Genomic DNA, 22,176 nt, shown 5'->3' with positions numbered 1-22,176 from the left:
GAGGTTCTCAAGCTTCAAAAGGGGAGGAAATCATGGATAACTATCCAGCAACACGCGCCAACGGCTTCGACATTTACCCGTTGGTCTACAAGTTCCATGCACCCACGCGCGAGTGGAATGAACGAAAACCGGACCGCACCTACAGCGCTTCGGTCGTCATCTGCCGCGAAGGCGAAACTCCGTCGGACACCAACGGTCGCGTGTTCAAGCTGCCGGAACAAAACTGGGAAAGCCTCGGTCTGGCCAAGCGCGCCGCAGTACAACGTGGTCTCGATATCATCGGCGGACGCGTGCCGGGCGAATCGCTGGCTGGCATGTAATATCGCTGCGGTCATCTTGGCGATGACCAGTTAATCCTCCCAGGGCAACGATGCAATCAGGTGCGCGCCGGTAATTTTCCGCCGGTGCTGTCCAGGATCTTGCCACTCTCATTGGCAATGGCTTCGGCCAGCTTCATCGTTGCCACCATCACCGCGGATTGAAGCATCGCGAGCTGTGTCTCGAGCGCGCCAGTCAGCATCGCTTTCTCGCGCTCGTCCGTGTGTTCGCTCTGCACGGCCTGCAGATGCTCCCGCAATTCCGTCAGTTGCTTTTGCATGCGCTCGATTTGTTCCTTGAGCGCTTTGACGCTTTCCGATGTTTTGCTTTTGTCATCGCTGGCCTTGTCGGTGTCACTCGGCGCTGTGACGACTGGCGAGCCGTCGGCTTGCGTCTCGCCACTAGCTGTAGCCGCTGCATTCGCGTCGTCGGCAGGCTTGCCTGCGTCGTTGGTCGGCTTAGTTGTGGGCTCAGCGGGGAAGCGCGGCAGGGCGGCGGGGGTGATACTGCCGATTTGCGTCATGGGAAAGTGGCCCTCGTGGATGCGATGTTGAGCGATATGCAAGAAGCTTATCGACGGACTTTGGCAATCCAAAATAGAATTGCCAGAAATCCATCGTTGCAGAAATGAAATGAGCAAGCTTCCTGACTTTGAGGGTCTCGCCATGTTTGCCAAGGTCGCGGAGGAAGGGTCGTTCGCCGCCGCGGCGCGCATCATGGGCGTGTCGGTGCCTACCGTCTCCCGCGCGGTGGGAAGGCTGGAAGAGCGCCTTGGCGGCAGGCTGTTCAATCGCACCTCGCGCCAACTCTCACTGACCGAATTCGGCAATCAGATGGCCGGGCGAGCGGGGGATATTTATCGGCAGGCGGAGGAGCTGGAGAGCGAAGCGCACGAACTTGCGGTGAGCCCACGCGGCCTGATTCGGCTGGCGATTCCGATGTCGTTCGGCTTACGCTGGGTAGCGCCGCTGATGCCGAAGCTGATCGAGCAGTACCCGGAGCTGTCCGTCGACCTGCACCTGTCCGATGCCACGGTGGATCTCATCGCGGATGGGTTTGATGCGGCATTGAGAATCGCGGTTCTGCCGGATTCCTCGCTGGTGGCCCGGCAGCTCTGCAGCGTGACGCAGTATCTGGTGGCATCGCCGGCTTATCTGAAGAAGCACGGCCGTCCGAAGCATCCACGCGATCTGGCCAATCGCGCGTGCCTGAGCTACGCGTACCGCGCCCGCACGCAGGTGTGGCAGTTCACCCACCGCGATGGCTCGCAGGAAGATGTGGCGCCCAGCGGGCCGCTGCGCACGACCAATTCGGATGCGATGATCCCCGTGCTGCTGCAGGGGCTGGCGATCTCCGAATTACCGGAGTTCATTGCCAGCGAGTATCTGAGCGACGGCCGGCTGGTGCGGATCCTTCCCGACTGGAACATGACGCGGGGTGGCTTGTACTTCGTGACCCCGTCAGCTCGTAGCCGCCCCGCAAAGATCAGAGCGCTATCGGATTTCTTTGCCGAGCATCTCGCCGATCCGGCGTGGCGATGGCCGAAATAAGTTTTGCCTCTGAGTCAGGCCTCTGATCCGGGCTTCCGTACATGGCGTGCCAGAAAGCGATCCAGCTGCCCGGCAAACGTCTTGCCATCCTGCGGAGAAAACGGCGCGGGACCGCCGGTGTCGATGCCCGAGGCTCGCAGCTGGTCCATCACCTCACGCATGGTCAACCGCTCCTGAATATTCTCGCGACTAAACCACGTGCCGCGAGGGTCGAGCACCTGCGCACCTTTATCGAGTGCGGCCGCCGCGAGCGGAATATCCGCGGTGATCACCAGATCCCCTTCAGTTGCCATTTCGACGATACGGTTATCCGCGGCATCGAACCCCGACGGCACCTGTACCGACTTGATAAAGCGCGAAGGCGGCGTGCGCAGGAACTGGTTAGCCACTAGCGTGACATTCACTTCCGCACGCTGCGCGGCCCGATACAGCATGTCCTTGACGACAACCGGGCAGGCGTCTGCGTCGACCAGTATTTGCATTGCGGTACTTCCAGGGGAGAAGGCGCTCATTCTAAACCAACACCTGTAGCCGGACTGTTGGGTGCCCACGAACTCCTCCTGCGCTGTCACCCCGCAAAATGGGCGGAATGGTGGCTTAGTACGCACACTTACGCGCTGGCACGACCCATGCGAATGCCATAGCGAGCCAGGGATGCGGCAACGAAGACCAGAGCTCACTCACACAATCAATGGAGCTTAATCATGGCAACCACACTCAATATCGTTGACCTGCATCAGGAGGACGAACTGTCGTCATCCAGAATGACAACCATCACCGGTGGACGCGACACCGCCAGGGAAAGGGCCGTGCTGGAGGCCATTCTTCTCGCCAAGCACATCGACACGGTGCTGAACGAACCCGACCCCGCGCCGGGCAAGACGTCGATGAAGCTGCCGGGATGAGTCGTGGTGGCTGGCGTGCGACGCGGTCGCGCCGCACGCCAGGCATATCAGTGAGCCCTCGCTCCAAAATTTATCCAGTCGTCGGATCGTTGTTTTTCCATCCATGACGCGCAAGTAAACCGTCCACGGCATTTCCTTGCCATTCCGATTCCCGCAGAATGTCGTCCGTTGGAGACGGCTGAACTTCGCATGCGCGTTTAACGATAAACGTGCGAATGAATAAAGTCAGTTTCCAATTGTTATTAAAAAAACCATAAGACGCAGGCGGCCTCCGTTTCTATAAATTGGCACGCCCGTCGCAGAGTCATCATTGCAGTTCACCGGGAATGTCGATGATCGAGAAATGGATGCGCGTGGCGACGCGCGGGATGGTGCTCGCCTGTCTGGTGTTGAGCGCCTGCGGCGGCGAATCAGGCGATAGTGCCGCATCAGCGGGAGGGCCGGGCGGCGCGGCGGGACCATCGCCGCAGATTGACAATGCAGCGCTCGTGCTGCCAATCGAAGTGCTCGGCAACGGCGCCCCCGACGCGCCGACCATCGCCGTAGCCAATCTGACGCTCGATGCCGATGCCATCGCGCAGGCCACGCGGCTCACCGTTCGATGCCATCGCTGCGGCTTCTATAACTCGCCTGAATTCGAAACACTGTCGAAGCCGCTGACCAAGGTCGCGGCGAGCTTGCGTATCGCGGGCGCCCGCGATGCCGCCAATGCCCCGTGGATCGATATCACCGACGCCAACATCACCATGCCCGAAGCGGAGCGCGCGCATGGCGGCGTGAATGGCGCACAGGTGGCGATCCGTTTCAGTATTCCCATCGACGGCGCCGCGAGGTCGCGCCTGACCGCATCAACTGGGAATCGCATCGAGTTTCGCTTTAATGGTACCGACGGCAATTCCAACGGCTTCCGCATTCTCGATGTGCAACTGCAGGACAACAGCGGCCGCGATCTGCTGAGCATGCCAAAGCGATGGAAAGATATCGCGGCGGAAAAGGTGACCACCGCCTACACCGTGTCGGATGCGCAGGCAGGCAGCGCGCTCTGGCATGGCGGCAATGTCCTGCGTAAATCGCCGATCGTGGCCCGGACATTGCGCGCGGCATGCGCATCGTGCCATGCCAGCGATGGACGCGATCTGCAGTACTTCAATTACTCGAATAATTCGATCGTGCAGCGTGCGCGCTTCCACGGCCTGAGCACGGAGCAGGGCAATCAGATCGTGGCGTATCTGCGTACGTCGCTGGCTTCATCGGTGCCGCACGTGGCACAGGCCGCGCCGTGGAATCCGCCGTATCAGCCGGGCCCCGGTCTCGACAGCCGCCCCGTGGCAGAGTGGGCCGCAGGCGCGGGGCTGGATGCCGTGTTGCCGGATGCCGCGTCCTTCCTCAACGCCTTCACAGGCAAACCTGCTGGCAGCGCCGCAGCGGTCACGCAAAGCGATCTCGATGCCGCGATGGACCCGAGCCCCGGCAAGGTCCTCAACACGCGCGAGATGCCGATTCCGTTGGAGTTACCGGACTGGAACGCCTGGCTCCCGATCGAAAGCCCGCTGGATATCTGGGCGCCGGAAGCGGGTCAGAGCGCGGGATTGTTCGAGACGCGTGGCATCCCGGATCAGAACCCGCAGCAGGTTTTTCAACGCATCGACGATTGGCTGAAGGCCAACAGGAATCCCGCTGGTGGCTACGGCGACTGGAGCCATCTGAGCACGCCCCAACGTGAACGCGCGCAGGCGTGGCTCGGCGATCTTGGTGCCCGTACCATCGAATTCGGCGGCGGCGGACGCGGCTCGCATCTCTCGCCGGATCCGTCGCAGCCCTATGGCGGCGAGATTGGCGGCAGAATCCTGCAAGCCAGAATGTCCGCGCAAACGGCTGGGCTAGCGAACCTGCCCGCGGCGTTCACGCGAGAGGCGTTCGTCGAACGCGCGCAGTTTGGCGTGATGCACTGGATGGGCGTCAGGCAATGGGAGCTCGCGCATCGCCACGGTCTGGAAGGCCCGCAGGCATGGCTGCATGGATCGCGCGATGGCAATGGCGCATGGGTCGGGCAGGGCGAACGGCGCGGCTGGCCGTTCAGCTGGCCGAGCGTGTTCTATGTCGCGCCGCACATGCTGTACGTGCAGCAGGGTGGCCGCGAGAACTACTTCTCGTGGGAGCCGCGTCTGGTGTCGTTCTATCGCACCAACCAGTGGTATCAGTTGCAGATGACGATCAACCCCGGATGGCCTGGCGCATCGGTCGGCCCGATGGACTGGCCGTATCACATGGGGTTCATTACGGGCCTCGCCGATGATTTGATCACCGCCAAAGCACCGGGACCGGTCACGTCGATGCATCTGGTGCGGTTCTTCGAGGTACGGACCAAGCTGGCGCAGCTCGCCAATACCAATCTGCCGTTCGATGCGCCGGACCCGAACGATCCCAATAATCTGTTCAGAAACGGCGGCCTGCAGAGTCGGGCCGACCTCGCCAACCACAAGCTCGGTGTCGGCGAGGTAGTGGATCGCGGTCCGGATACATGGGAGAAGTCACGCTTCCGCGAACTCGAGACCGTGACACCGGGCTTGCACCTGAAATTCATCAACAGCTCGATCTCGCTCTACAACAGGATGTACGCGGATACGACCTATGCGCAGTGGCGTCGCTGCGATCCGAACGCGCGCTTCGGTGACGAGATCGAGAGCAAATCAGGATTCCGCTTCTGCCTGGACCCTCAACGCACGCCGCTGCCATTGAACAGCAAGGGGCAGCCCCATCTGGTGGGCGGCTGGGTCGATTGGACGACGCAGCAATACACGCTATGGAGCGTCATGTCCGCCCGCAATCACGGCGCGGAGCCCACACGCCTGAAGGTGTTCTCCGATTGGGTGGATCGGATGTGGCCGAATTGATGTGAAGGGGGTGCATGCTGACAATCTTGTAATGATTCGGTCAGTCTCGGGTCAGTGCTCAACGCCAATACTGCGTACAAGTTCATCGCATGATGATCTCCCGCCAAAAGGCAAACCAACCCAGAGAGAGGTACCAATCATGAAAACACTTGCACGCACCCTGCTGATCGCCTGCACCCTGGCTGTTCCCGCTGTCTCGTTCGCTCAAACCGTTGATCAGAATGGCCCGGTGACGCGCGCTGAAGTCCGTGCGGATCTGGTCCGTGTCGAAAAGGCCGGTTTCACCCCGTTCCGTGGCGACAACTACACCTACCCGGCTGCCATCCAGGCTGCTGAAGCGAAGATCGCCAAGCAGGACCATACGGCCGCAGTGGGCATGTCGGTGCAGCCGCAGGCTTCGGGCTTCCACCTCATGGCCGCGCACTATCGCATCGACGATCCGCGTAGCGTCTACACCGATGGCGCCTGATACGGTTGCGGTATGAATTATCTTCCGCGCTCTTCTCCCTCGGGGAGAAGAGCTGTGGATGACTGCGCCTCACGTTGTTCCCCCCACATCAGCATCGCATCCAACGCAGGACATAGCGCCTGGCCCCATTCGGTCAAACGGTATTCGCCCTTTGGCGGCACCTCCGCATACATCTTTCGCGACACGATTCCATCCGCTTCCAGTTGTCGAAGCTGCTGGGCGAGCATCTTCTGCGAGATGCCGGGAATCAATTTCTCGAGGTCGGAATAGCGCTGAATCTTTCCGTCGAACAGATGGAACAGGATGATCAGCTTCCAGCGGCCTTCCAGTTTCCGAAGAACCTCTTCGACCCCTAGTGCGGCGGTTTCCGGCGTGTAGACCTTTCTCATGAGTCAGTGACTTACCTTTTCGTGCGTTCTTGCGGAGTCATTAGTCTATGCCGAGAATTCCGTACGGCAACAATCATAGTGAGATCGCATGGAACTGGAATTGGGATTGCAAGGCAAGCGTGTGCTGGTGACCGCAGGCACCAAAGGTGTGGGCAAAGCCGTCGTCGGCCTGCTCGGCAAACTTGGCGCAACGGTTCTCACCACAGCACGAGAACGACCGTCGGAAATGTCGGCTGAGTTCTTCGTCGCGGCCGACCTGACCACCGCTGAAGGCTGCGACGCGGTGGCAAAGGCCGTCATGACCCAGCTGGGCGGCGTCGACATCATCGTTCACGTCTTGGGCGGTTCCTCTGCACCCGGCGGTGGTTTCGCCGCGTTGGGCGAGCGGGAATGGCTGCAGGAGCTGAACCTCAACCTGTTGCCTGCCGTGCGGCTGGATCGCGCTTTGTTGCCGGGCATGCTGGCACAAGGTGCGGGCGTCATCATCCACGTGACCTCGATCCAGCGAGAGCTTCCATTGCCGGAAGCGACCACAGCTTATGCCGCAGCGAAGGCTGCGCTCTCGACGTACAGCAAGAGCCTGTCGAAGGAAGTGTCGCCAAAGGGCGTTCGCGTCGTGCGCGTGGCGCCGGGGTGGGTAGAAACGGAAGCCTCTGTCGCGCTCGCCGAACGCCTGGCCGCTCAGGCGGGCACCGACTACGAAGGCGGCAAAAAGATCATCATGGATTCGCTGGGAGGCATTCCTTTGGGCCGCCCCTCGAAACCCATCGAAGTGGCCAACCTCATTGCCTTCCTGGCATCGCCGCGCGCCGCCACGATCACGGGTACGGAATACGTGATCGACGGCGGCACAATCCCTACCGTATAGCGCGCAGCTTGCGTTCGCGTTGGTCCTGCAACTGGCGCAACGCACGTTCAGTCTGCGCGAGTCGAATCTCGCTGGACGCGATGGCCGCCAGTGACTCGAGCGTCTTCGCCTGTTCGGCATCCAGCCAGCGCGGCTGGTAATCGACCACACAGATCGATCCCAGCGCATAGCCCCCCGGATCCAGAATCGGTGCGCCCGCATAGAAACGGAAGTGCGGTGCGCCCGCGACAGCCGGATTGGATGCAAAGGCCAGATGGGCCGACAGGTCGTTCACGACGAAGACCTGCCGCTGCAGGATCGTGTGATTACAGAACGCCCAACTGCGCGGGGACTCGGTCATGTCCAGACCCTGGCGGGATTTGAACCACTGCCGGGTCGGAGTCAGGATCGTCATCAACGCCACCGGTGCCGACAAGCTCTGCGCGGCCAGCCGGGTGATGCGGTCGAACGCGGCTTCTGGCGCGGTATCGACCAGTCCCGAGCGTTCCACCGCCAGCAGTCGATCCGCCTCATCAGGCCCCACCGGATAACCATCGGGCGACGCCACCGCGGCGTTGGCCGCCATGCGCACGGGCGGGGTCGGCAAAGCCGGCCGCTCGCGCGCCATCAGTGCCTGCACCTCGGCGCGAAACACGCGGCGATGCCCACCGGGCGTTTTCCAGGACGTCAGCGTGCCACCTTCGATCAGCAACTGCGCGGTTCGTACGGAGATGCCGAGCATCTTCGCGACCTGCGTGGTGGTGAGAACGTGGTCTTCCATGTGATTCATGCGTAAGCGGGGTTGCGGTCCGTAGTGTAACCAGCCACGCGGCCTCGCGTCGTAACCACGACGCCGCCGTGCGAATTGGACAGAAAAATCATATCAAATTGATAGATTCGATGGAATCGAATTAGACTTACCGGGTCGAATTCACCTCACCAAGAAGAAGGAAGCAGTCATGACCCTGGAGCACGAAGCGTTTGATTTCATCGTCTGCGGCGCGGGTACCGCCGGCTCGGTCGTCGCGGGCCGGCTGGCCGAGAACCCCGAAGTTCGCGTGCTGCTGATCGAAGCAGGCGGCAGCGACAACGTGCCCGAGGTCATGAACCCCGCGCAATGGCCGCTCAACCTCGGCACGGTGCGCGACTGGAATTTCGTCGGGCAGCCCAATCGCCACCTGAACGGACGCGCGATTCCGCTGAACATGGGCAAGGTGCTGGGCGGCGGCTCGAGTATCAATGTGATGGTGTGGGCACGCGGCCACCGCAATGACTGGGAGGATTTCGCGGAGGCCACGGGCGACCCGGGCTGGGGATACGAGTCGGTGCTCAAGATCTACCAGCGCGTGGAGAACTACGACGGCACGCCCGACCCGCTGCGCCGCGGCGTAGGGGGTCCGGTGCATGTCGCTCGCGCGAACCCGGCCCAGCCAATCGCGCAGGCCATGGTGGATGCCGCGCGCGATCTCGGCATTCCCAGCTACGACAATCCGAACGGATCGATGATGGAAGGACGTGGCGGTGCCGCGCTCAACGATCTGATCGTGCGCGATGGGCAGCGCTCGTCGATTTACCGCGCCTATGTCCATCCGCGCATCGGCCAACCGAATCTCAAGGTCATGCCCAACACGCTGGTATCGCGACTGGTCCTGCGCGGCACCACGGTGATCGGTGTGGAAGTCATCAGCGACGGCGAGCGCCGCATCTTTCAGGCGAACAAGGAGGTCATCCTGTCGATGGGAGCCATCAACACGCCGAAGGTACTGATGCAATCCGGCATTGGCCCGGAGGAGGAATTGCGCAGGCATGACCTGCCGGTCGTCCAGCATCTGCCAGGCGTCGGCGCCAATCATCAGGACCACGTGTCCTTTGGCGTGATCTTCGAATACCGCTCACCGCAGCCGATCAGCTATGGCGGTTCGGAAGCCACGCTGTACTGGTCGAGCGAGGCAGGCATGCGCCTGCCCGACATGTTCCATTGCCAGCTTGAGTTCCCGGCGCCAAGCGCCGAAACGATGGCGCTCGATGTCCCTGTGCATGGCTGGACCATGTTCGCGGGTCTCGCGCACCCGAGGAGCCGCGGGCGCGTGCGTCTGTCCGGGGCGAATGTGGGCGACGTGCCGATCATCGAAGCCAATACGCTTTCGCATCCCGACGACATGAAGACCGCGCTCGCCAATATCGAGCTGGTGCGCGAACTCGGTGCGCGCCCGTCCTTCGACGCGCTGGTCAAACGCGAGGCGCTGCCGGGAAATCTCAGCCGCGACGACATGGAAAACTATGCGCGCGATGCGGCGGTCACCTATTGGCATCAGTCCTGCACCGCCAAGATGGGGCGCGATGCGATGTCGGTGGTCGATGGAAGACTCAAGGTCTACGGCATCGAAGGCCTGCGCATCGCCGATGCATCCGTTATGCCGCATATCACCAGTGGCAACACCATGGCACCATGCGTGGTCATCGGCGAACGCGCCGTGGAGCAGATCCGCGCAACGTACGGGATCTAGGGCGAAAAAAAACGCGTCCCGAAGGACGCGTTTTTTGACGATAGCGCAGAGGCCTAGTGCTCCGTTGGCGGATGCAACATCGCCTTCGGAATCAGGGTGATCAGCACACAGCTGACCAGCAGGCAGGCGCCCAGCGCATACGTGCCGTGATTGATATTGCCGGTCATTTCCTTGACCACGCCGGTGATCATGGACCCGGTGAAGCCCGACAGATTGCCCACCGAGTTGATCAGCGCAATGCCGGCGGCAGCGGCGGTACCGGAAAGAATCTGGCCGGGGAACGTCCAGTAGATCGGCATCAGCGACAGGATGCCGCAGGTCGCAATGGTCAGCAGCACGATCGACAATGCCACGTGATCGGCAAAGGCGGCGCTCAGGATCAGGCCGACGCCGCCGATAAACGCCGGGATCGCGGCATGCAGACGGCGCTCGCCAGTCTTGCGGGAATGCCGCGCGTTCCACACCATCGCAAAGATCGCGGTCAGGTAGGGAATGGCGGTCAGCAGGCCGATATGCAGCGGGCTCTTGACGCCCGACGCGCGAATGATGGACGGCAGCCAGAACGCCAGACCATAGAAGCCGGTATTGAACGTCAGCAGGATAAACGTCAGCAACCAGACACGCGGGCTGCGCAGCGCGCCGGCCATGCTGTGCGACTTGTGCGCGGCCTCGCGTTCGAGGTTACGCGACAGCACAGCTTTTTCCTGCGAGGAGAGCCACTTCGCCGTCTTCGGGCCATCGCCCATGAAGGCCAGCACGACAAACGCCACGAGGACGGACGGCAGCCCCTCCAGCAGCAGCATCCATTGCCATCCGCTCATACCGGAGAAGCCGTGCGTCTGCTCCATCAGCCAGCCCGACACCACGCTCCCAAGCGTCAGGCTCAGCGGAATGGCCACGAGGAAACCTGACATCGCCACGCTCTGGCGGCGCGCCGGGAACCAGTAGTTCATATAGAGGATGACGCCCGGAAAGAAGCCCGCTTCGCAGATCCCCAGCAGGAAACGCAGGATGTAGAACATCGTGGACGTCTGCGTGTTGAAGAACTGCGCAAGCGGCACGACAAAGGCCATCGAGGACGACACGATGCCCCACGTGATCATGATGCGCGCGATCCAGAAGCGCGCGCCATAGCGATGCAGCAGCAGATTGCTGGGCATCTCGAACAGAAAGTAGCCCCAGAAGAAGATGCTCGCGCCGAGCGCGTAGACGGTATCGCTCAGGTGCAGGTCGTCGAGCATCTGCAGCTTGGCGAAGCCCACATTCACGCGGTCCAGATAGGCCACCACGTAGCACAGCAGGAGCAATGGAAGAATGCGCCGCATGACCTTGCGGTAAAGGGCGTCTTCGGACGCGTCGACGGCTGCCGGGATGGCAGCGGTCTGCGTAATGGATGACATTGGTGTCTCCTGTTTGTCTAGGTCTTATAGGTGCGGGCGTGATTTTACGTTACCGATAACATTTGATGGTCGAAAAAAACGCCAGCAGGGGCATGGCGAGCGAACCGAAGAAAATGATACCGGTAACTAAAAATAAGGTAGCACGTCGAATCGCCGTGCTTCAAGTCCCGCGGAGCAGGTAGTTTCCCTAATGCCTGCTATCGGAGCGCGGGCTTGCACTTCGCTGGGCTTCGCATCGGGACGTAACGGTATGATGTGGCTTCTTCAGGCTTCACGTTCGCGATTTCGATGACCAGCTCCAACGCATCCCGGCATGCCGGACCGCCCCGCATGTCTGATGTCGCCCGCCTGGCCGGGGTCTCCAAGATGACGGTGTCCCGTGTACTGGCGGGGCATAGCGTCTCCGAGAAAACGCAGGAGCGGGTCCGGCAGGCCATCGACAAGCTTGGGTACGTGGCGGACGCGGCCGCAGGGGCGCTATCGTCGGGACGCTCCGAGTTTGTCGCGGTGCTAGTGCCGTCGCTGTCGAGCTCCAACTTCTCCGACACCGTGCGCGGCCTGATGTCGACGCTCGAGCCGCACGGGCTGCAACTGCTGCTGGGCGACACCGATTACGAACTCGAACGCGAAGAACGCCTGGTGCGCTCCATGCTGCGTTATCAGCCACGTTGCATCGCGCTGACGGGCGCCCAGCATACCGACGCGACCCGCAAGCTGCTCGAGCGTTCCGCGATTCCGGTGGTCGAGATGTGGGACCTGCCGTCCAAGCCCATCGACACGGCCGTGGGCTTCTCCAATGTCCGCGCGGCCCGGGCGATGGTCCGGCACCTTGCGGAACGCGGCTATCAACGCATCGGTTTTCTGGGTGGCGCCAGTGCGCTGGATAGCCGCGGTCTGGATCGGTTGAAGGGCTATCGCGCGGAGATCAAGGCGCTGAACATGGGCGAACCGCGCGTTATCCGGCTCGGCGAATCGCCGATCACGATGAGCCACGGTGCGCCGGCCATGGCCGCGATGTTGGAGAAGTATCCCGACACCGATGCCGTGATGTGCGTGAGCGATATGTCGGCGTTCGGCGCGATCATGGAGTGTCATCGACGCGGCCTGAGCGTGCCCGACGATATGGCCGTGGCGGGCTTCGGCAACTTCGAAGTGGCAGAGTGTTGCCATCCGAGCATCACAACGGTTTCCGTCGATCCATTCGGCATCGGCCTGCGAACCGGAGAAGCGTTGCTGGCAGCCTTGGAAGCCCGCGACACGGGCGCGGAAATCGCGTCGCAAAGCATTCCAATCGAATACACGATCATCGCGCGCGGCAGCGCCTGACGCGCAAATCCCCATTCCCACACGGAAATCTCCGTGCTAACATCCGCAAAATTGTTACCGGTAACGTAAGCCGGGAAAACAACATTTGTCAGGAGACAGCACAAGATGTCACAAGCCCCGCGACGCCTGCGTAGCCAGGAGTGGTTCGACGATCCCTCGCATGCGGACATGACCGCGCTCTATGTCGAGCGTTTCATGAACTACGGCCTGACGCGCGAAGAGTTGCAGTCGGGCCGGCCGATCATCGGCATTGCGCAGACCGGCAGCGACCTCGCTCCCTGCAACCGGCATCACATCGAACTGGCCGCGCGCACCAAGGCGGGCATCCGCGACGCCGGCGGCATTCCGATGGAGTTTCCGGTGCATCCGCTGGCCGAGCAGAGTCGCCGGCCCACCGCGGCGCTGGACCGCAACCTCGCGTATCTGGGCGTCGTTGAGATCCTGCATGGCTTTCCGCTCGATGGGGTAGTCCTTACCACGGGCTGCGACAAGACCACGCCCGCGTTGCTGATGGCGGCCGCGACGGTCGACATGCCTGCCATCGTGCTGTCGGGCGGGCCCATGCTCGATGGCTGGCACGAAGGCAAGCGCGTGGGCTCCGGCACCGTGATCTGGCACGCGCGCAACCTGCTTGCGGCCGGCGATATCGATTACGAGGGCTTTATGGCGCTGACCACCGCGTCGTCGCCGTCGATCGGTCACTGCAATACGATGGGCACCGCACTGTCGATGAACAGCCTCGCCGAGGCGCTGGGGATGTCGCTGCCGGGCTGCGCCAGCATCCCCGCCGCTTATCGGGAGCGCGGCCAGATGGCCTACGCCACCGGCAAGCGCGCGGTCGAGCTGGTGCATGAGGATCTGCGGCCATCGAAGATCATGACGCGCGCGGCATTCGAGAACGCGATCGGCGTGGCCTCCGCACTCGGCGCATCGAGCAACTGCCCACCGCATCTGATCGCGATCGCGCGGCATATGGGTGTGGAGCTGAGCCTCAACGATTGGCAGGAGCTTGGCGAGAAGGTGCCGCTGCTGGTCAACTGCATGCCCGCTGGAGAATATCTGGGCGAGAGCTTTCACCGTGCGGGCGGCGTGCCGGCCGTGCTGCGCCAGCTCGATGCGGCAGGGCTGCTGCGGCGCAACTGCATGACCGTGTCGGGTCGCCGTCTGGGCGATATCGCGGACGTCGCGCCCGATGCGGACCGCGACGTTATTCGCACCGCGGCAGATCCACTCAAGCACGGTGCGGGCTTTATCGTGCTGTCGGGCAATTTCTTCGATAGCGCCATCATGAAGATGTCTGTCGTCGGTGAGGCCTTTCGCAGTACGTACCTCAGCGAGCCGGGCGCGGAGAACACCTTTGAAGCGCGGGCCATCGTGTTCGACGGCCCCGAGGACTATCACGCGCGCATCAACGATCCGTCGCTGGAAATCGATGAGCGGTGTATTCTGGTCATTCGCGGTTGCGGCACGGTGGGATATCCGGGCAGCTCCGAGGTGGTCAATATGGCGCCACCCGCGGAGCTGGTACGTCGTGGCATCACGTCGCTGCCGTGCATGGGCGATGGTCGGCAAAGCGGAACCTCGGCGAGTCCTTCGATCCTCAACATGTCGCCCGAGGCGGCCGTCGGCGGTGGTCTCGCATTGCTGCGCACGAATGACCGGGTTCGCGTTGACCTCAATAACCGCAGCGTGAACCTGCTGGTCGATGACGAAGAACTCGCACATCGCCGCGAGACCGCCAGCTTTACCATCCCGCCGGCGCAGACGCCGTGGCAGGAGCTTTACCGGCAAACGGTGGGGCAGTTGTCGACGGGCGGTTGCCTCGAGCCCGCCACGTTGTATCTGAAGGTCATCGAGGAGCGTGGAAATCCGCGCCATTCGCACTGATACTGCTTATCAACCGATTCTCGCCGAAACGACAACGACCATGCATACCATTTCCGTATCGGATTGCCTCCCGCAAGACCTTGCTCACGCGTTGCTTATCGGCCGCGTCTGGCGCAATGACGGTGCTCATCCCGGCCCCAGCGTGATAGCCGTACGCGGTGGCGAAGTGTTCGACATCACGCGCCATGCACCGACCACTGCCGATCTGTTCGATCGACCGGATGCCGTCGAGGTGGCACGTCACGCGCCCGGCGAATCGCTGGGCCGCGTGGAGCCGCTGCTGCAGGCAGCGCTGAATGGTCGCGCGGACGGGCCCTCGCTGCTCGCGCCGTGCGATGTGCAGGCGATCAAGGCCGCGGGCGTGACGTTTGCGGTCAGTCTGATCGAGCGCGTGATCGAGGAACAGGCGGGTGGCGACCCGGCAAAGGCCAAGGCCGTGCGCGAGACGATCGCGGCCACCATCGGCACCGATCTCTCGAAGATCGTGCCGGGTTCGGATGCCGCCGCGCGCTTGAAGGCGGAGCTCGAACGACGCGGTGCATGGTCGCAATATATGGAGGTTGGTATCGGTCCCGATGCCGAGGTCTTCTCGAAATCGCAACCGATGTCGGCCGTCGGCTTCGGCGCGGATGTGGGCTTGTTGCCGGTGTCGGTCTGGAACAACCCGGAGCCGGAGATCGTGCTTGCCGTCAATGGCGAGGGCACGATCGTGGGGGCGACGCTGGGCAATGACGTGAACCTGCGCGATATCGAAGGGCGCTCCGCGCTGTTGCTCGGCAAATGCAAGGACAACAATGCATCCTGCGCGATCGGCCCGTTCGTGCGCTTGTTCGACGAGCACTTCACGCTGGATAGCGTGCGCCAGGCCAGCGTGACGCTGCGTGTGGACGGCGCTGACGATGATTTCAAACTCGATGGCGTGAGCCATATGAGCGAGATCAGCCGCGATCCGCTGGATCTGGTTGCGCAGACCTGCGGCAAGCACCATCAGTATCCGGATGGGTTCATGCTCTTCCTGGGCACGATGTTCTCCCCGATTCAGGACCGTGATGCACCGGGCGCCGGCTTTACCCACCACCTCGGTGATCGCGTCACCATTGCAGCGTCCGCACTCGGCGCGCTGGTGAACACCGTGCAGTTGTGCACGGAGATCACCCCATGGACCTTCGGCGTGCGCGCGCTCTACAAAAACCTCGCCGCGCGCGGGCTGCTGGCCAGCTGAAGCGTTTCCGTCAGGCCCGCTCATACGCGGGGAAATCGGTGAACCCGATTTCTCCGCGCCGCGTGTAATAGCTGGACCGGTCCGCAACCACGATCGGCCAGTCATGCCGCAGGCGCGCGACCAGATCCGGGTTGCCGACAAACGGCCTGCCCATCGCAATCATGTCCACCAGCCCGGTATTGAGCGCGGCCTGAGCGCGCTCGCGCGTCGTAAAGCCGCCGCACCAGATGATGGCGCCGGGAAACGTCGCCCGCACCTTGGCGAGCACCACATGATCGATATGGAGCTCCCGGAACTGAGCGCTCTCCATGTTTCCCGACGGCAGCAACTGATAGAGCAGGTGGAGATAGGCGACGCCGCGCTTCCCCAGCTCCTTGCAGAGATACAGCAGCGTTTCTTCGGCCAGCGGATCCGTCGGCATGGAGTTGTACGCACCGAAAGGGGAAAGGCGAATCCCCACGCGCCCCGGACCGAGAATGCATACCGCTTCATCGACGACTTCCATCAGGAAGCGCGTCCGATCCTCCATGCTTCCGCCACCGTAACGATCGGTGCGTGTGTTGTGCACCGAGTTCAGGAATTGCTCGAACAGATAGCCATTGGCCGCGTGAAGCTCCACGCCATCGAATCCGGCATCACGTGCATTGACGAAGGCCTGGGCGAACGTACCCACCAACGCTGACACTTCGTCCGTACTGAGTTGACGCGGTTCGCCCGCGGGCATGTAGCGCAACTTGCCTTCCTCGTCGTGGGCAAACACGTCCGAGCCGTCGGCGCGTTGCGCGGTGACACCCCAGGGGGCTTCGCCATTCGGCATGAGCGACGGATGCGCCATCCGTCCGACGTGCCAGATCTGCGTAAAAATCGTGCCGCCGTGACGGTGCACTTCGTCGGTGACCAGCCGCCAGCCTTGCCGTTGGGCTTCGGTGTAGATGCCCGGCGTCCTGGCGTAGCCGTTGCTGGACGGCGCCACGTCGTTGGCCTCGGCCACGATCAGGCCAGCGCTGGCGCGCTGCCCATAGTAGGTGGCCATCAGTGCATTCGGAATGTCGCCGTCTGTGGTGCGCGTGCGCGTCATGGGGGCCATGACGATACGGTTGTTCAGCAGCACGGTGTGGCCAAGCAGGGCGGGGTCGAACAGGTCTATCATGATCTTCTGCGCGGGTGGTTATCGAGAAGACAGCTTACTTTTCGAAAACCCGTGCAATCTACACACCAATTGGTCAGTGAAGCGTTATGAAGATCGTCAAGAGACTGCCGGGCTTGCCCATCGAGCGGGCGCTGGGTGTCCTGTCCGGGCGCTGGAAAGCGCTTATCGTCGATGTCCTGATGGATGGCCCGCATCGCACCTGCGATCTCGAGAACCGCATTGCCGGCGTCTCGCAGAAGGTACTGATCGAGCAGCTACGCGCGCTCGAGGAGCATGGCATCGTGGGCCGACGGCCCGGCCCCGAGAGTCGTCAGGGCATCGAATACTTTCTGACCCCACTGGGCGAAAGTCTCCGGCCCATTCTCAAGTCGTTGATCGAGTGGGGCGTTCACCACGCTACCGAGCTCGATGAGGTGGACAGACTGTTGCCCTGCGAGGCGGTCGTTCGAGACCGCCCCGCCTGAAACCCTATCGTGGTGCCGACAACCTCCGGCTTGCCAGCCGGTTACCAGCTCCTGATTTCTATGGTCTCCACTGCCAGCGCCTGCCGTGGCCCCAGGTGGAAATCTCCGAGCGAGATCAACTGCAAGCCGCCGGCGGAGGGGGGCAACACCTCTCCATCCTGCTCGACCAGAAGCATCGCTCCCTGACCGATGGGCGAGTTGTAGAGCTCATGCCACGTAAACAGGGCGACATACCCGTCGCGCGCACGCACGGCGAAGATCAATTTCTTGCATTGCGCGCGCGGTAGCGCACGCAGGCCGGAAGCGTCCAGCAGCTCGGTCAGTCGCACGCCGCGGACATAGGCCACATCGCGAATTGGGCGGCCGGAATAACAGATGATCGAGAGCGGTCCCGATTCGGCGTCGGCCATTCGCTCGAGTTCGGTCTTGTCGAAGCATCTTGGCTCGAGGCCAAGACCGAGCACCGACACGCTGTCGGAGAAATGGCGGCGCCGCGCGGGCGCTTCCGGCACCTCGCCGATCTGGCCGGCAACGACAGGCGGGGTCGATTCGATATGCAAGGTCATGGCGTGCGGAACCGATGTAAGCGACCCCGTAATATATCATCGGATATAACGAAAGCGAGCGTTACAGTCGCGGGGGAGCGTGGCCAGTACAGTTCGCTACGCCAGCCGCAAATCCCACAACACATCGAGCACATATTGCGTAGAGCGTTCAACATGCCCGGCGCGGTGGGCAATGCCGAGCCGCCGCCACAACGCCGGCCGCAGCGGCCGCGTGACGATGCGCTTATCGGGCAGCGGGGTCGTGGCTTCATGCGGCAACAGCGCCGCGCCATAACCGGCCGCAACCAGACTCTTGATTGCATCGTTGTAGTTCAGCTGAATGCGCGGTGCGGGATGGTGTCCCGCAGTGGCGAACCACTCGGTGGTCAGGCGCGAGAGGCGTGTGGTCGTGTCATTGAGAATGAGCGGTTGGGCGGCGAGCCATGCGGGCGTGACGCGCGCGGGACACGGCCAGTGCGCTGGCACGAAGGCCATTACGGGGTCGCGGCGCCAGGGTTTGATCACGAGTCCGGCCACCGGGGGCTGAGGCAGTGCGATCAGCCCGACATCGAGCGTGCCATCCGCGAGCCGGGACAGCGATTCCTGCGACGTAAGCACCGCCACCTGAATATCGATGGCGGGATGGTCCTTGCGCAGGACCTCTAGCGCCTGCGGCAACAGATGTGCGATCACGCCAGTCGCCGCCCCGAGTCGTACGCGTCCTTCCAGCCCCTGCACCTGACGCTGGATATCGTCCAGCGTCTGCTCCGCGTCGGCCAGCAGCCGGCGCGCGCGTTCCACCAGCGCCTCTCCAATGGCCGACGGTTTGACGTGTCCGCGCTTGCGAGACAGCAGCGGCGCCCCAATGCGCGCTTCGAGCTCGGCGATATGAAGACTTACCGTCGGCGGCGCCAGATGCAAGGCACGCGCCGCATCGGCGAAGGAACCCCGGTCGGCAATCGCGACCAGCGTACGCAAACGATCCAGACTGATTTCTCGCATGCCGGTATCCAGATTCAGTAATGCTGAACGTCAGCGTTATGAAATTCAACTTTCCCTATTCTAGCGAGAGATGGAAGATAGGGACACCTTCTTACTGCAACCCACCGGCACCGGAGTCTTTCACGCATGAGCTCTCCCATTGTTTTTATCGACGGCGACCAAGGCACCACCGGGTTGCAGATCCACGAACGGCTGCGCAATCGGACCGACCTGATCCTGCTTACGCTGGCGGCTGCGGACCGCAAGGATCCGCGTCGTCGCGCCGAGGCCATCAACGCCTGCGATATCGCCGTCCTGTGTCTGCCCGACGCCGCCGCGCGCGAGTCGGTGGCAGCCATCGTCAATCCCGACGTCCGGGTCATCGACGCAAGCTCGGCCCACCGCACGCATCCGGATTGGACCTACGGTTTTCCGGAAATGGCACCGGAACAGGCTGCGCGCATTGCGAACGCACACCGGGTCACCAATCCCGGCTGCTACCCGACCGGCGCCATCGGCTTGCTGCGCCCGCTGATGCAGGCGGGGCTGATCCCGGCCGATTACCCGATCAGCATTCATGCGGTGTCGGGTTACTCGGGACGCGGGCGTGCCGGCGTTGAGGAATACGAGGGGGAGGGTGCCGTCAATGCGCCGTCGTTTCAAGTGTACGGGTTGGGACTCGGGCACAAGCACACTCCGGAGATCCAGCAGCACGCGGGCCTTGCCCAGCGTCCGATCTTCCTGCCGGCATTGGGTGCGTACCGTCAAGGCATCGTACTGACGATACCGCTGGAACTGCGGTTGCTGGCCCCGAATGTTGACGGCGCGGCATTGCACGCTTGCCTGGCTGCGCACTATGCCAACGCGGATCACGTGCGTGTGCTGACGCCGCACGAAGCGCACGACGTCAAGCATCTGGACCCGCAGGTGCTGAACGGCACGAACGATATGCAGCTCGGCGTATTTATCAACGCGGAACACGGCCAGGTCCTGCTATCCGCAGTCTTCGATAACCTTGGCAAAGGCGCGTCGGGCGCGGCGGTACAGAACCTGAATCTGATGCTCGCGCGGAAGTCGAACGAGATGTAAATACGCTGGCGCTTGGGGGCCATCTCTGCCAAGATTGCGCCCCCTCAACGACCCGCGGCAAGCAAGCGCAGCAGCATCATGGCCTCAAGCAAAGCACATCATGCCACCGGTTGGGCGGCAGCCGTTATCTGCGCCGCGGTGGTCGTGAAGCACGGTGGTGCAGGATGGCAATGGGGCAGCGTGGCTGGGTTTGTGGCGGCGCTGTTTGGCAGTACCGCGCCCGATTGGATGGAGGTGGCGTGGTGGTCCAGATCGCGGCGTCTGTGGGTCACCCATCGGACCATCACGCACTGGGGCGTCGCGTGGATTGCCCTGCTGGTGGGGGCGTACTACGCGCTGGGAACGCACCCGCTGGCCGCGCCGGCATTCGGCTTTGCGTGCGGTGGCGTGATGCACCTGCTGGCCGACTGGCCCAATCCGCTCGGCGTGCCATGGATCGCCGGTCGCCATTCGCTGAACCTGTGGAAAAGCGGGCGTTGCGATTTGATCATCGTCGCGGCGTCATGGCTGATTGCGGGTGCGGTTTCCTATGACATCTGGTTCCAGGGGAAACTGAGCCTCGCGTTCGTGCACCATCTGCGGCAGGGGGGGTGCTATTTCGATAAGCGGGTGCGCAATCACCCCGAGTCATCCATCTGTGCTGGCACCCACAGCATCATCCCCAGCCTGAACGCTAATCCCCCAGCGGATTAATGACGCCTGCAGCGGGAATATTGCTCTGCCCCTTCTTTGATTCGACAAATTTGAAGAGATCGCCGATCTTGAAGTCCTTGCCTGCTACCGGCAGAGCGTCGGCGGTGGAGTTCAACACGCTTTCGGGGTCGCTGCGGAGTAGCCCCACCATGACCTCGGCAACGATGGTGCCGCCGATCGGCCCCAGATGCGTGCCGCCTGCGCTGACTTCTGCTTCCTTAAGGATGTAGAACCAGAGCGGAGTGTTCTCTCCGAGATTGAACTTCTTGATCACTGCGCCGGTAGGGCCAGATTCAAGCGCTTCTTTGCTCAGAGGTTTGGTGCACATACGTTTGGATACCTGCTGACCCGACGGCAGGCAGTAATGCAGCGTGCTACCGCGCTCCAGGTTGAGCAGTGCCAGAGGAACCTTGTCCGGCCCGATGACTAATTCAGGAGCTAGCAGTGGGTCGATTGCCTTGGTGACCTGCGGTGAGCCGCCGAGGTCAGGAAAGAACTGTTTCCAGTTCAGCAGCCAATTGGTGGGGTAATGATGCAGCGCCGGCGGGAATCCGCTCCCCGTGAACTGAAAGATCAGATTGGTGGAGTTGCCGGGGAACACAGCATTGAACTTGTACCCTGATCGGATCATGCTATGACCGAACCGGTATGCCGCGCCGGAAAATTCGAGCGGGATGAACGGTTCCGTCGCCGCTTCCCCAACGCCGATTCGGTAGTACTTCAGTTGCGCCAGTGCTTCAGCGGTTTCCGTCTTGCCCGCAATCATCGGTAGGAACTGATTCAACAGTACGTGCTGGTAGTAATGCATGACGGTCTTGCGCACCGTCCGGAAGTCCGACTGCGGGAAATGCAGGCACACCGCGTTATGAAAATGCAGCATCGTTCGATGAAGCTGCGCGACGATCAGGTTCTCGTCGTTGCGCCTGTCGCCGAGAATGGCAGTGTGCTCGCTGATGCCATCGCAGACCCGCGGCAAATCATATGTGTGGCCATCGAGTGCGATGGCTTGCGAATGATCTGCGCCGGGCGCGCCTGCCGGTGGACGAACGACCGGCCCAACGATGAACTGTTCCGACTTGGTCCCGCTACTTCGCAGGTATAGAAAAGGCTGATCCCGTGGGCCGGAACCATACAGACAGTCCAGGTCGAGCGCGGGCGTTCGGAAATTCTTCAGGTCATCGAGGTCGACGGCATTCTCCCCGATGCTTGTCGGGTCAAATGTCATGTCGTGGTCGATGAACTGTCCCAAATAGGTGAAGCCGGCGGGTATCACACCATCGATTGGCTGATTTGCATGCATCGCCGTGGCAAGCTCCGACGCGACTGCCCTATCTTTTGCCGTATCACCGGTCGTCCATGGTGGTAGCTCGGGAAACAGACGGCCAAATCGGCCAGGTTTGACCACGTTGCTGCGCGGTGCGTTGGCGTGTGCGGTGCATTGCCCATGGTTCTGTGGGGTGGGTTCCATGAACTGCTCCTTCGATGTATCGGTCGCCCCGGCGTGACAATGGTCGTTATATTGTTGTCACGAAAAAGATGA

General features: G+C 62.2%; 21 protein-coding genes and 1 pseudogene. 13 read left to right on the top strand and 9 right to left on the bottom strand.

What is annotated here, in order from left to right; translation table 11 throughout:
- The first annotated feature begins 32 nt into the window (after positions 1-32).
- Positions 33-320: a hypothetical protein gene (locus LDO41_RS13360; protein WP_223988839.1), complete on the top strand. Its 288-nt coding sequence runs from the start codon at positions 33-35 to the stop codon at positions 318-320.
- Positions 321-376: 56 nt separating this feature from the next.
- On the opposite strand, the gene LDO41_RS13355 is transcribed toward LDO41_RS13360, so the two are convergent.
- Positions 377-841: a hypothetical protein gene (locus LDO41_RS13355; protein ID WP_223988837.1), complete on the bottom strand. Its 465-nt coding sequence runs from the start codon at positions 839-841 to the stop codon at positions 377-379.
- Positions 842-950: 109 nt separating this feature from the next.
- Between LDO41_RS13355 and LDO41_RS13350 the strand changes: the two genes are divergently transcribed.
- A complete protein-coding gene (locus LDO41_RS13350) occupies positions 951-1,868 on the top strand; it encodes a LysR family transcriptional regulator (protein ID WP_223988834.1) in 918 nt (305 codons plus the stop codon).
- Between the two features lie 14 nt (positions 1,869-1,882).
- Here the strand turns inward: LDO41_RS13350 and LDO41_RS13345 are convergent, their stop codons facing one another.
- Complete coding sequence (locus LDO41_RS13345) at positions 1,883-2,350, bottom strand: YaiI/YqxD family protein (RefSeq protein ID WP_223988833.1); 468 nt, start codon at positions 2,348-2,350, stop codon at positions 1,883-1,885.
- A 222-nt stretch (positions 2,351-2,572) separates the two neighbouring features.
- Here LDO41_RS13345 and LDO41_RS13340 point away from each other — a divergent pair, with 222 nt between their 5' ends.
- From LDO41_RS13340 to LDO41_RS13330, 3 genes are all read left to right on the top strand, one after another.
- Positions 2,573-2,773 (top strand): hypothetical protein, encoded by a 201-nt coding sequence (locus LDO41_RS13340; RefSeq protein ID WP_223988831.1) that lies wholly within the window; start codon positions 2,573-2,575, stop codon positions 2,771-2,773.
- A 332-nt stretch (positions 2,774-3,105) separates the two neighbouring features.
- On the top strand, positions 3,106-5,667 hold the full coding sequence (locus tag LDO41_RS13335; protein ID WP_223988829.1) for a hypothetical protein: 2,562 nt from the start codon (positions 3,106-3,108) through the stop codon (positions 5,665-5,667).
- A 139-nt stretch (positions 5,668-5,806) separates the two neighbouring features.
- Positions 5,807-6,136 carry a DUF4148 domain-containing protein gene (locus LDO41_RS13330; protein WP_223988827.1) on the top strand — a complete coding sequence of 110 codons (330 nt, stop codon included), beginning with the start codon at positions 5,807-5,809 and terminating at the stop codon, positions 6,134-6,136.
- Positions 6,137-6,153: 17 nt separating this feature from the next.
- Here LDO41_RS13330 and LDO41_RS13325 read toward each other — a convergent pair whose 3' ends face one another.
- Positions 6,154-6,525, bottom strand: coding sequence for a winged helix-turn-helix transcriptional regulator (locus LDO41_RS13325; protein ID WP_223988825.1), 372 nt, complete (start codon positions 6,523-6,525; stop codon positions 6,154-6,156).
- Positions 6,526-6,613: 88 nt separating this feature from the next.
- Between LDO41_RS13325 and LDO41_RS13320 the strand changes: the two genes are divergently transcribed.
- Positions 6,614-7,393, top strand: coding sequence for an SDR family oxidoreductase (locus LDO41_RS13320; RefSeq protein WP_223988823.1), 780 nt, complete (start codon positions 6,614-6,616; stop codon positions 7,391-7,393).
- Here the strand turns inward: LDO41_RS13320 and LDO41_RS13315 are convergent.
- On the bottom strand, positions 7,383-8,153 hold the full coding sequence (locus tag LDO41_RS13315; protein ID WP_223988821.1) for a GAF domain-containing protein: 771 nt from the start codon (positions 8,151-8,153) through the stop codon (positions 7,383-7,385). The two genes, LDO41_RS13320 and LDO41_RS13315, sit on opposite strands and share 11 nt — an antisense overlap.
- A gap of 178 nt (positions 8,154-8,331) precedes the next feature.
- Here LDO41_RS13315 and LDO41_RS13310 point away from each other — a divergent pair, with 178 nt between their 5' ends.
- Entirely contained in the window at positions 8,332-9,879 is a 1,548-nt protein-coding gene (locus LDO41_RS13310; RefSeq protein WP_223988819.1) for a GMC family oxidoreductase, read from the top strand.
- Positions 9,880-9,932: 53 nt separating this feature from the next.
- Here the strand turns inward: LDO41_RS13310 and LDO41_RS13305 are convergent, their stop codons facing one another.
- Positions 9,933-11,279: an MFS transporter gene (locus LDO41_RS13305; RefSeq protein ID WP_223988817.1), complete on the bottom strand. Its 1,347-nt coding sequence runs from the start codon at positions 11,277-11,279 to the stop codon at positions 9,933-9,935.
- A 288-nt stretch (positions 11,280-11,567) separates the two neighbouring features.
- Between LDO41_RS13305 and LDO41_RS13300 the strand changes: the two genes are divergently transcribed.
- The 3 genes from LDO41_RS13300 (at position 11,568) to LDO41_RS13290 (ending at position 15,714) form a co-directional block, all read left to right on the top strand.
- Positions 11,568-12,605 (top strand): LacI family DNA-binding transcriptional regulator, encoded by a 1,038-nt coding sequence (locus tag LDO41_RS13300; RefSeq protein ID WP_377741586.1) that lies wholly within the window; start codon positions 11,568-11,570, stop codon positions 12,603-12,605.
- A gap of 105 nt (positions 12,606-12,710) precedes the next feature.
- The gene (locus tag LDO41_RS13295) at positions 12,711-14,492 is read left to right on the top strand and encodes an IlvD/Edd family dehydratase (RefSeq protein ID WP_223988813.1); all 1,782 of its coding nucleotides are present in this window, start codon (positions 12,711-12,713) and stop codon (positions 14,490-14,492) included.
- 40 nt (positions 14,493-14,532) lie between these two features.
- Positions 14,533-15,714, top strand: a complete 1,182-nt coding sequence (locus LDO41_RS13290) for a fumarylacetoacetate hydrolase family protein (RefSeq protein ID WP_223988811.1) — start codon at positions 14,533-14,535, stop codon at positions 15,712-15,714.
- A 10-nt stretch (positions 15,715-15,724) separates the two neighbouring features.
- On the opposite strand, the gene LDO41_RS13285 is transcribed toward LDO41_RS13290, so the two are convergent.
- A complete protein-coding gene (locus tag LDO41_RS13285; RefSeq protein ID WP_223988809.1) occupies positions 15,725-16,864 on the bottom strand; it encodes an alkene reductase in 1,140 nt (379 codons plus the stop codon).
- Between the two features lie 86 nt (positions 16,865-16,950).
- Here LDO41_RS13285 and LDO41_RS13280 point away from each other — a divergent pair, with 86 nt between their 5' ends.
- Positions 16,951-17,328 (top strand): winged helix-turn-helix transcriptional regulator, encoded by a 378-nt coding sequence (locus LDO41_RS13280; RefSeq protein WP_223988807.1) that lies wholly within the window; start codon positions 16,951-16,953, stop codon positions 17,326-17,328.
- Positions 17,329-17,369: 41 nt separating this feature from the next.
- Here LDO41_RS13280 and LDO41_RS13275 read toward each other — a convergent pair whose 3' ends face one another.
- Positions 17,370-17,894 (bottom strand): molybdopterin-binding protein, encoded by a 525-nt coding sequence (locus LDO41_RS13275; RefSeq protein ID WP_223988805.1) that lies wholly within the window; start codon positions 17,892-17,894, stop codon positions 17,370-17,372.
- A gap of 96 nt (positions 17,895-17,990) precedes the next feature.
- Entirely contained in the window at positions 17,991-18,875 is an 885-nt protein-coding gene (locus LDO41_RS13270) for a LysR family transcriptional regulator (protein WP_223988803.1), read from the bottom strand.
- A 126-nt stretch (positions 18,876-19,001) separates the two neighbouring features.
- Here LDO41_RS13270 and argC point away from each other — a divergent pair, with 126 nt between their 5' ends.
- Positions 19,002-19,943, top strand: a complete 942-nt coding sequence (gene argC / locus LDO41_RS13265) for an N-acetyl-gamma-glutamyl-phosphate reductase (protein ID WP_223988801.1) — start codon at positions 19,002-19,004, stop codon at positions 19,941-19,943.
- 78 nt (positions 19,944-20,021) lie between these two features.
- Positions 20,022-20,525: pseudogene (locus LDO41_RS13260) on the top strand (metal-dependent hydrolase); the annotation flags it as partial.
- Positions 20,526-20,616: 91 nt separating this feature from the next.
- On the opposite strand, the gene LDO41_RS13255 reads toward LDO41_RS13260, so the two are convergent.
- Positions 20,617-22,104 carry a peroxidase family protein gene (locus LDO41_RS13255; RefSeq protein WP_223988799.1) on the bottom strand — a complete coding sequence of 496 codons (1,488 nt, stop codon included), beginning with the start codon at positions 22,102-22,104 and terminating at the stop codon, positions 20,617-20,619.
- Positions 22,105-22,176 lie beyond the last annotated feature (72 nt).

Origin of the sequence: Cupriavidus pampae (assembly GCF_914271485.1) — a bacterium.
GTDB classification, from domain to species: Bacteria; Pseudomonadota; Gammaproteobacteria; order Burkholderiales; family Burkholderiaceae; genus Cupriavidus; species Cupriavidus pampae.
Note: the sequence above shows the minus strand (reverse complement) of the source record. Positions and strands in the feature narration are given on the sequence as shown.

Bases quoted from the DNA above. Each gene is read 5' to 3' on its own strand.
- LDO41_RS13360 (WP_223988839.1), top strand. From the start codon at position 33: ATGGATAACTATCCAGCAACACGCGCCAACGGCTTCGACATTTACCCG.
- LDO41_RS13355 (WP_223988837.1), bottom strand. From the start codon at position 841: ATGACGCAAATCGGCAGTATCACCCCCGCCGCCCTGCCGCGCTTCCCC.
- LDO41_RS13350 (WP_223988834.1), top strand. From the start codon at position 951: ATGAGCAAGCTTCCTGACTTTGAGGGTCTCGCCATGTTTGCCAAGGTC.
- LDO41_RS13345 (WP_223988833.1), bottom strand. From the start codon at position 2,350: ATGCAAATACTGGTCGACGCAGACGCCTGCCCGGTTGTCGTCAAGGAC.
- LDO41_RS13340 (WP_223988831.1), top strand. From the start codon at position 2,573: ATGGCAACCACACTCAATATCGTTGACCTGCATCAGGAGGACGAACTG.
- LDO41_RS13335 (WP_223988829.1), top strand. From the start codon at position 3,106: ATGATCGAGAAATGGATGCGCGTGGCGACGCGCGGGATGGTGCTCGCC.
- LDO41_RS13330 (WP_223988827.1), top strand. From the start codon at position 5,807: ATGAAAACACTTGCACGCACCCTGCTGATCGCCTGCACCCTGGCTGTT.
- LDO41_RS13325 (WP_223988825.1), bottom strand. From the start codon at position 6,525: ATGAGAAAGGTCTACACGCCGGAAACCGCCGCACTAGGGGTCGAAGAG.
- LDO41_RS13320 (WP_223988823.1), top strand. From the start codon at position 6,614: ATGGAACTGGAATTGGGATTGCAAGGCAAGCGTGTGCTGGTGACCGCA.
- LDO41_RS13315 (WP_223988821.1), bottom strand. From the start codon at position 8,153: ATGGAAGACCACGTTCTCACCACCACGCAGGTCGCGAAGATGCTCGGC.
- LDO41_RS13310 (WP_223988819.1), top strand. From the start codon at position 8,332: ATGACCCTGGAGCACGAAGCGTTTGATTTCATCGTCTGCGGCGCGGGT.
- LDO41_RS13305 (WP_223988817.1), bottom strand. From the start codon at position 11,279: ATGTCATCCATTACGCAGACCGCTGCCATCCCGGCAGCCGTCGACGCG.
- LDO41_RS13300 (WP_377741586.1), top strand. From the start codon at position 11,568: ATGACCAGCTCCAACGCATCCCGGCATGCCGGACCGCCCCGCATGTCT.
- LDO41_RS13295 (WP_223988813.1), top strand. From the start codon at position 12,711: ATGTCACAAGCCCCGCGACGCCTGCGTAGCCAGGAGTGGTTCGACGAT.
- LDO41_RS13290 (WP_223988811.1), top strand. From the start codon at position 14,533: ATGCATACCATTTCCGTATCGGATTGCCTCCCGCAAGACCTTGCTCAC.
- LDO41_RS13285 (WP_223988809.1), bottom strand. From the start codon at position 16,864: ATGATAGACCTGTTCGACCCCGCCCTGCTTGGCCACACCGTGCTGCTG.
- LDO41_RS13280 (WP_223988807.1), top strand. From the start codon at position 16,951: ATGAAGATCGTCAAGAGACTGCCGGGCTTGCCCATCGAGCGGGCGCTG.
- LDO41_RS13275 (WP_223988805.1), bottom strand. From the start codon at position 17,894: ATGACCTTGCATATCGAATCGACCCCGCCTGTCGTTGCCGGCCAGATC.
- LDO41_RS13270 (WP_223988803.1), bottom strand. From the start codon at position 18,875: ATGCGAGAAATCAGTCTGGATCGTTTGCGTACGCTGGTCGCGATTGCC.
- argC (WP_223988801.1), top strand. From the start codon at position 19,002: ATGAGCTCTCCCATTGTTTTTATCGACGGCGACCAAGGCACCACCGGG.
- LDO41_RS13255 (WP_223988799.1), bottom strand. From the start codon at position 22,104: ATGGAACCCACCCCACAGAACCATGGGCAATGCACCGCACACGCCAAC.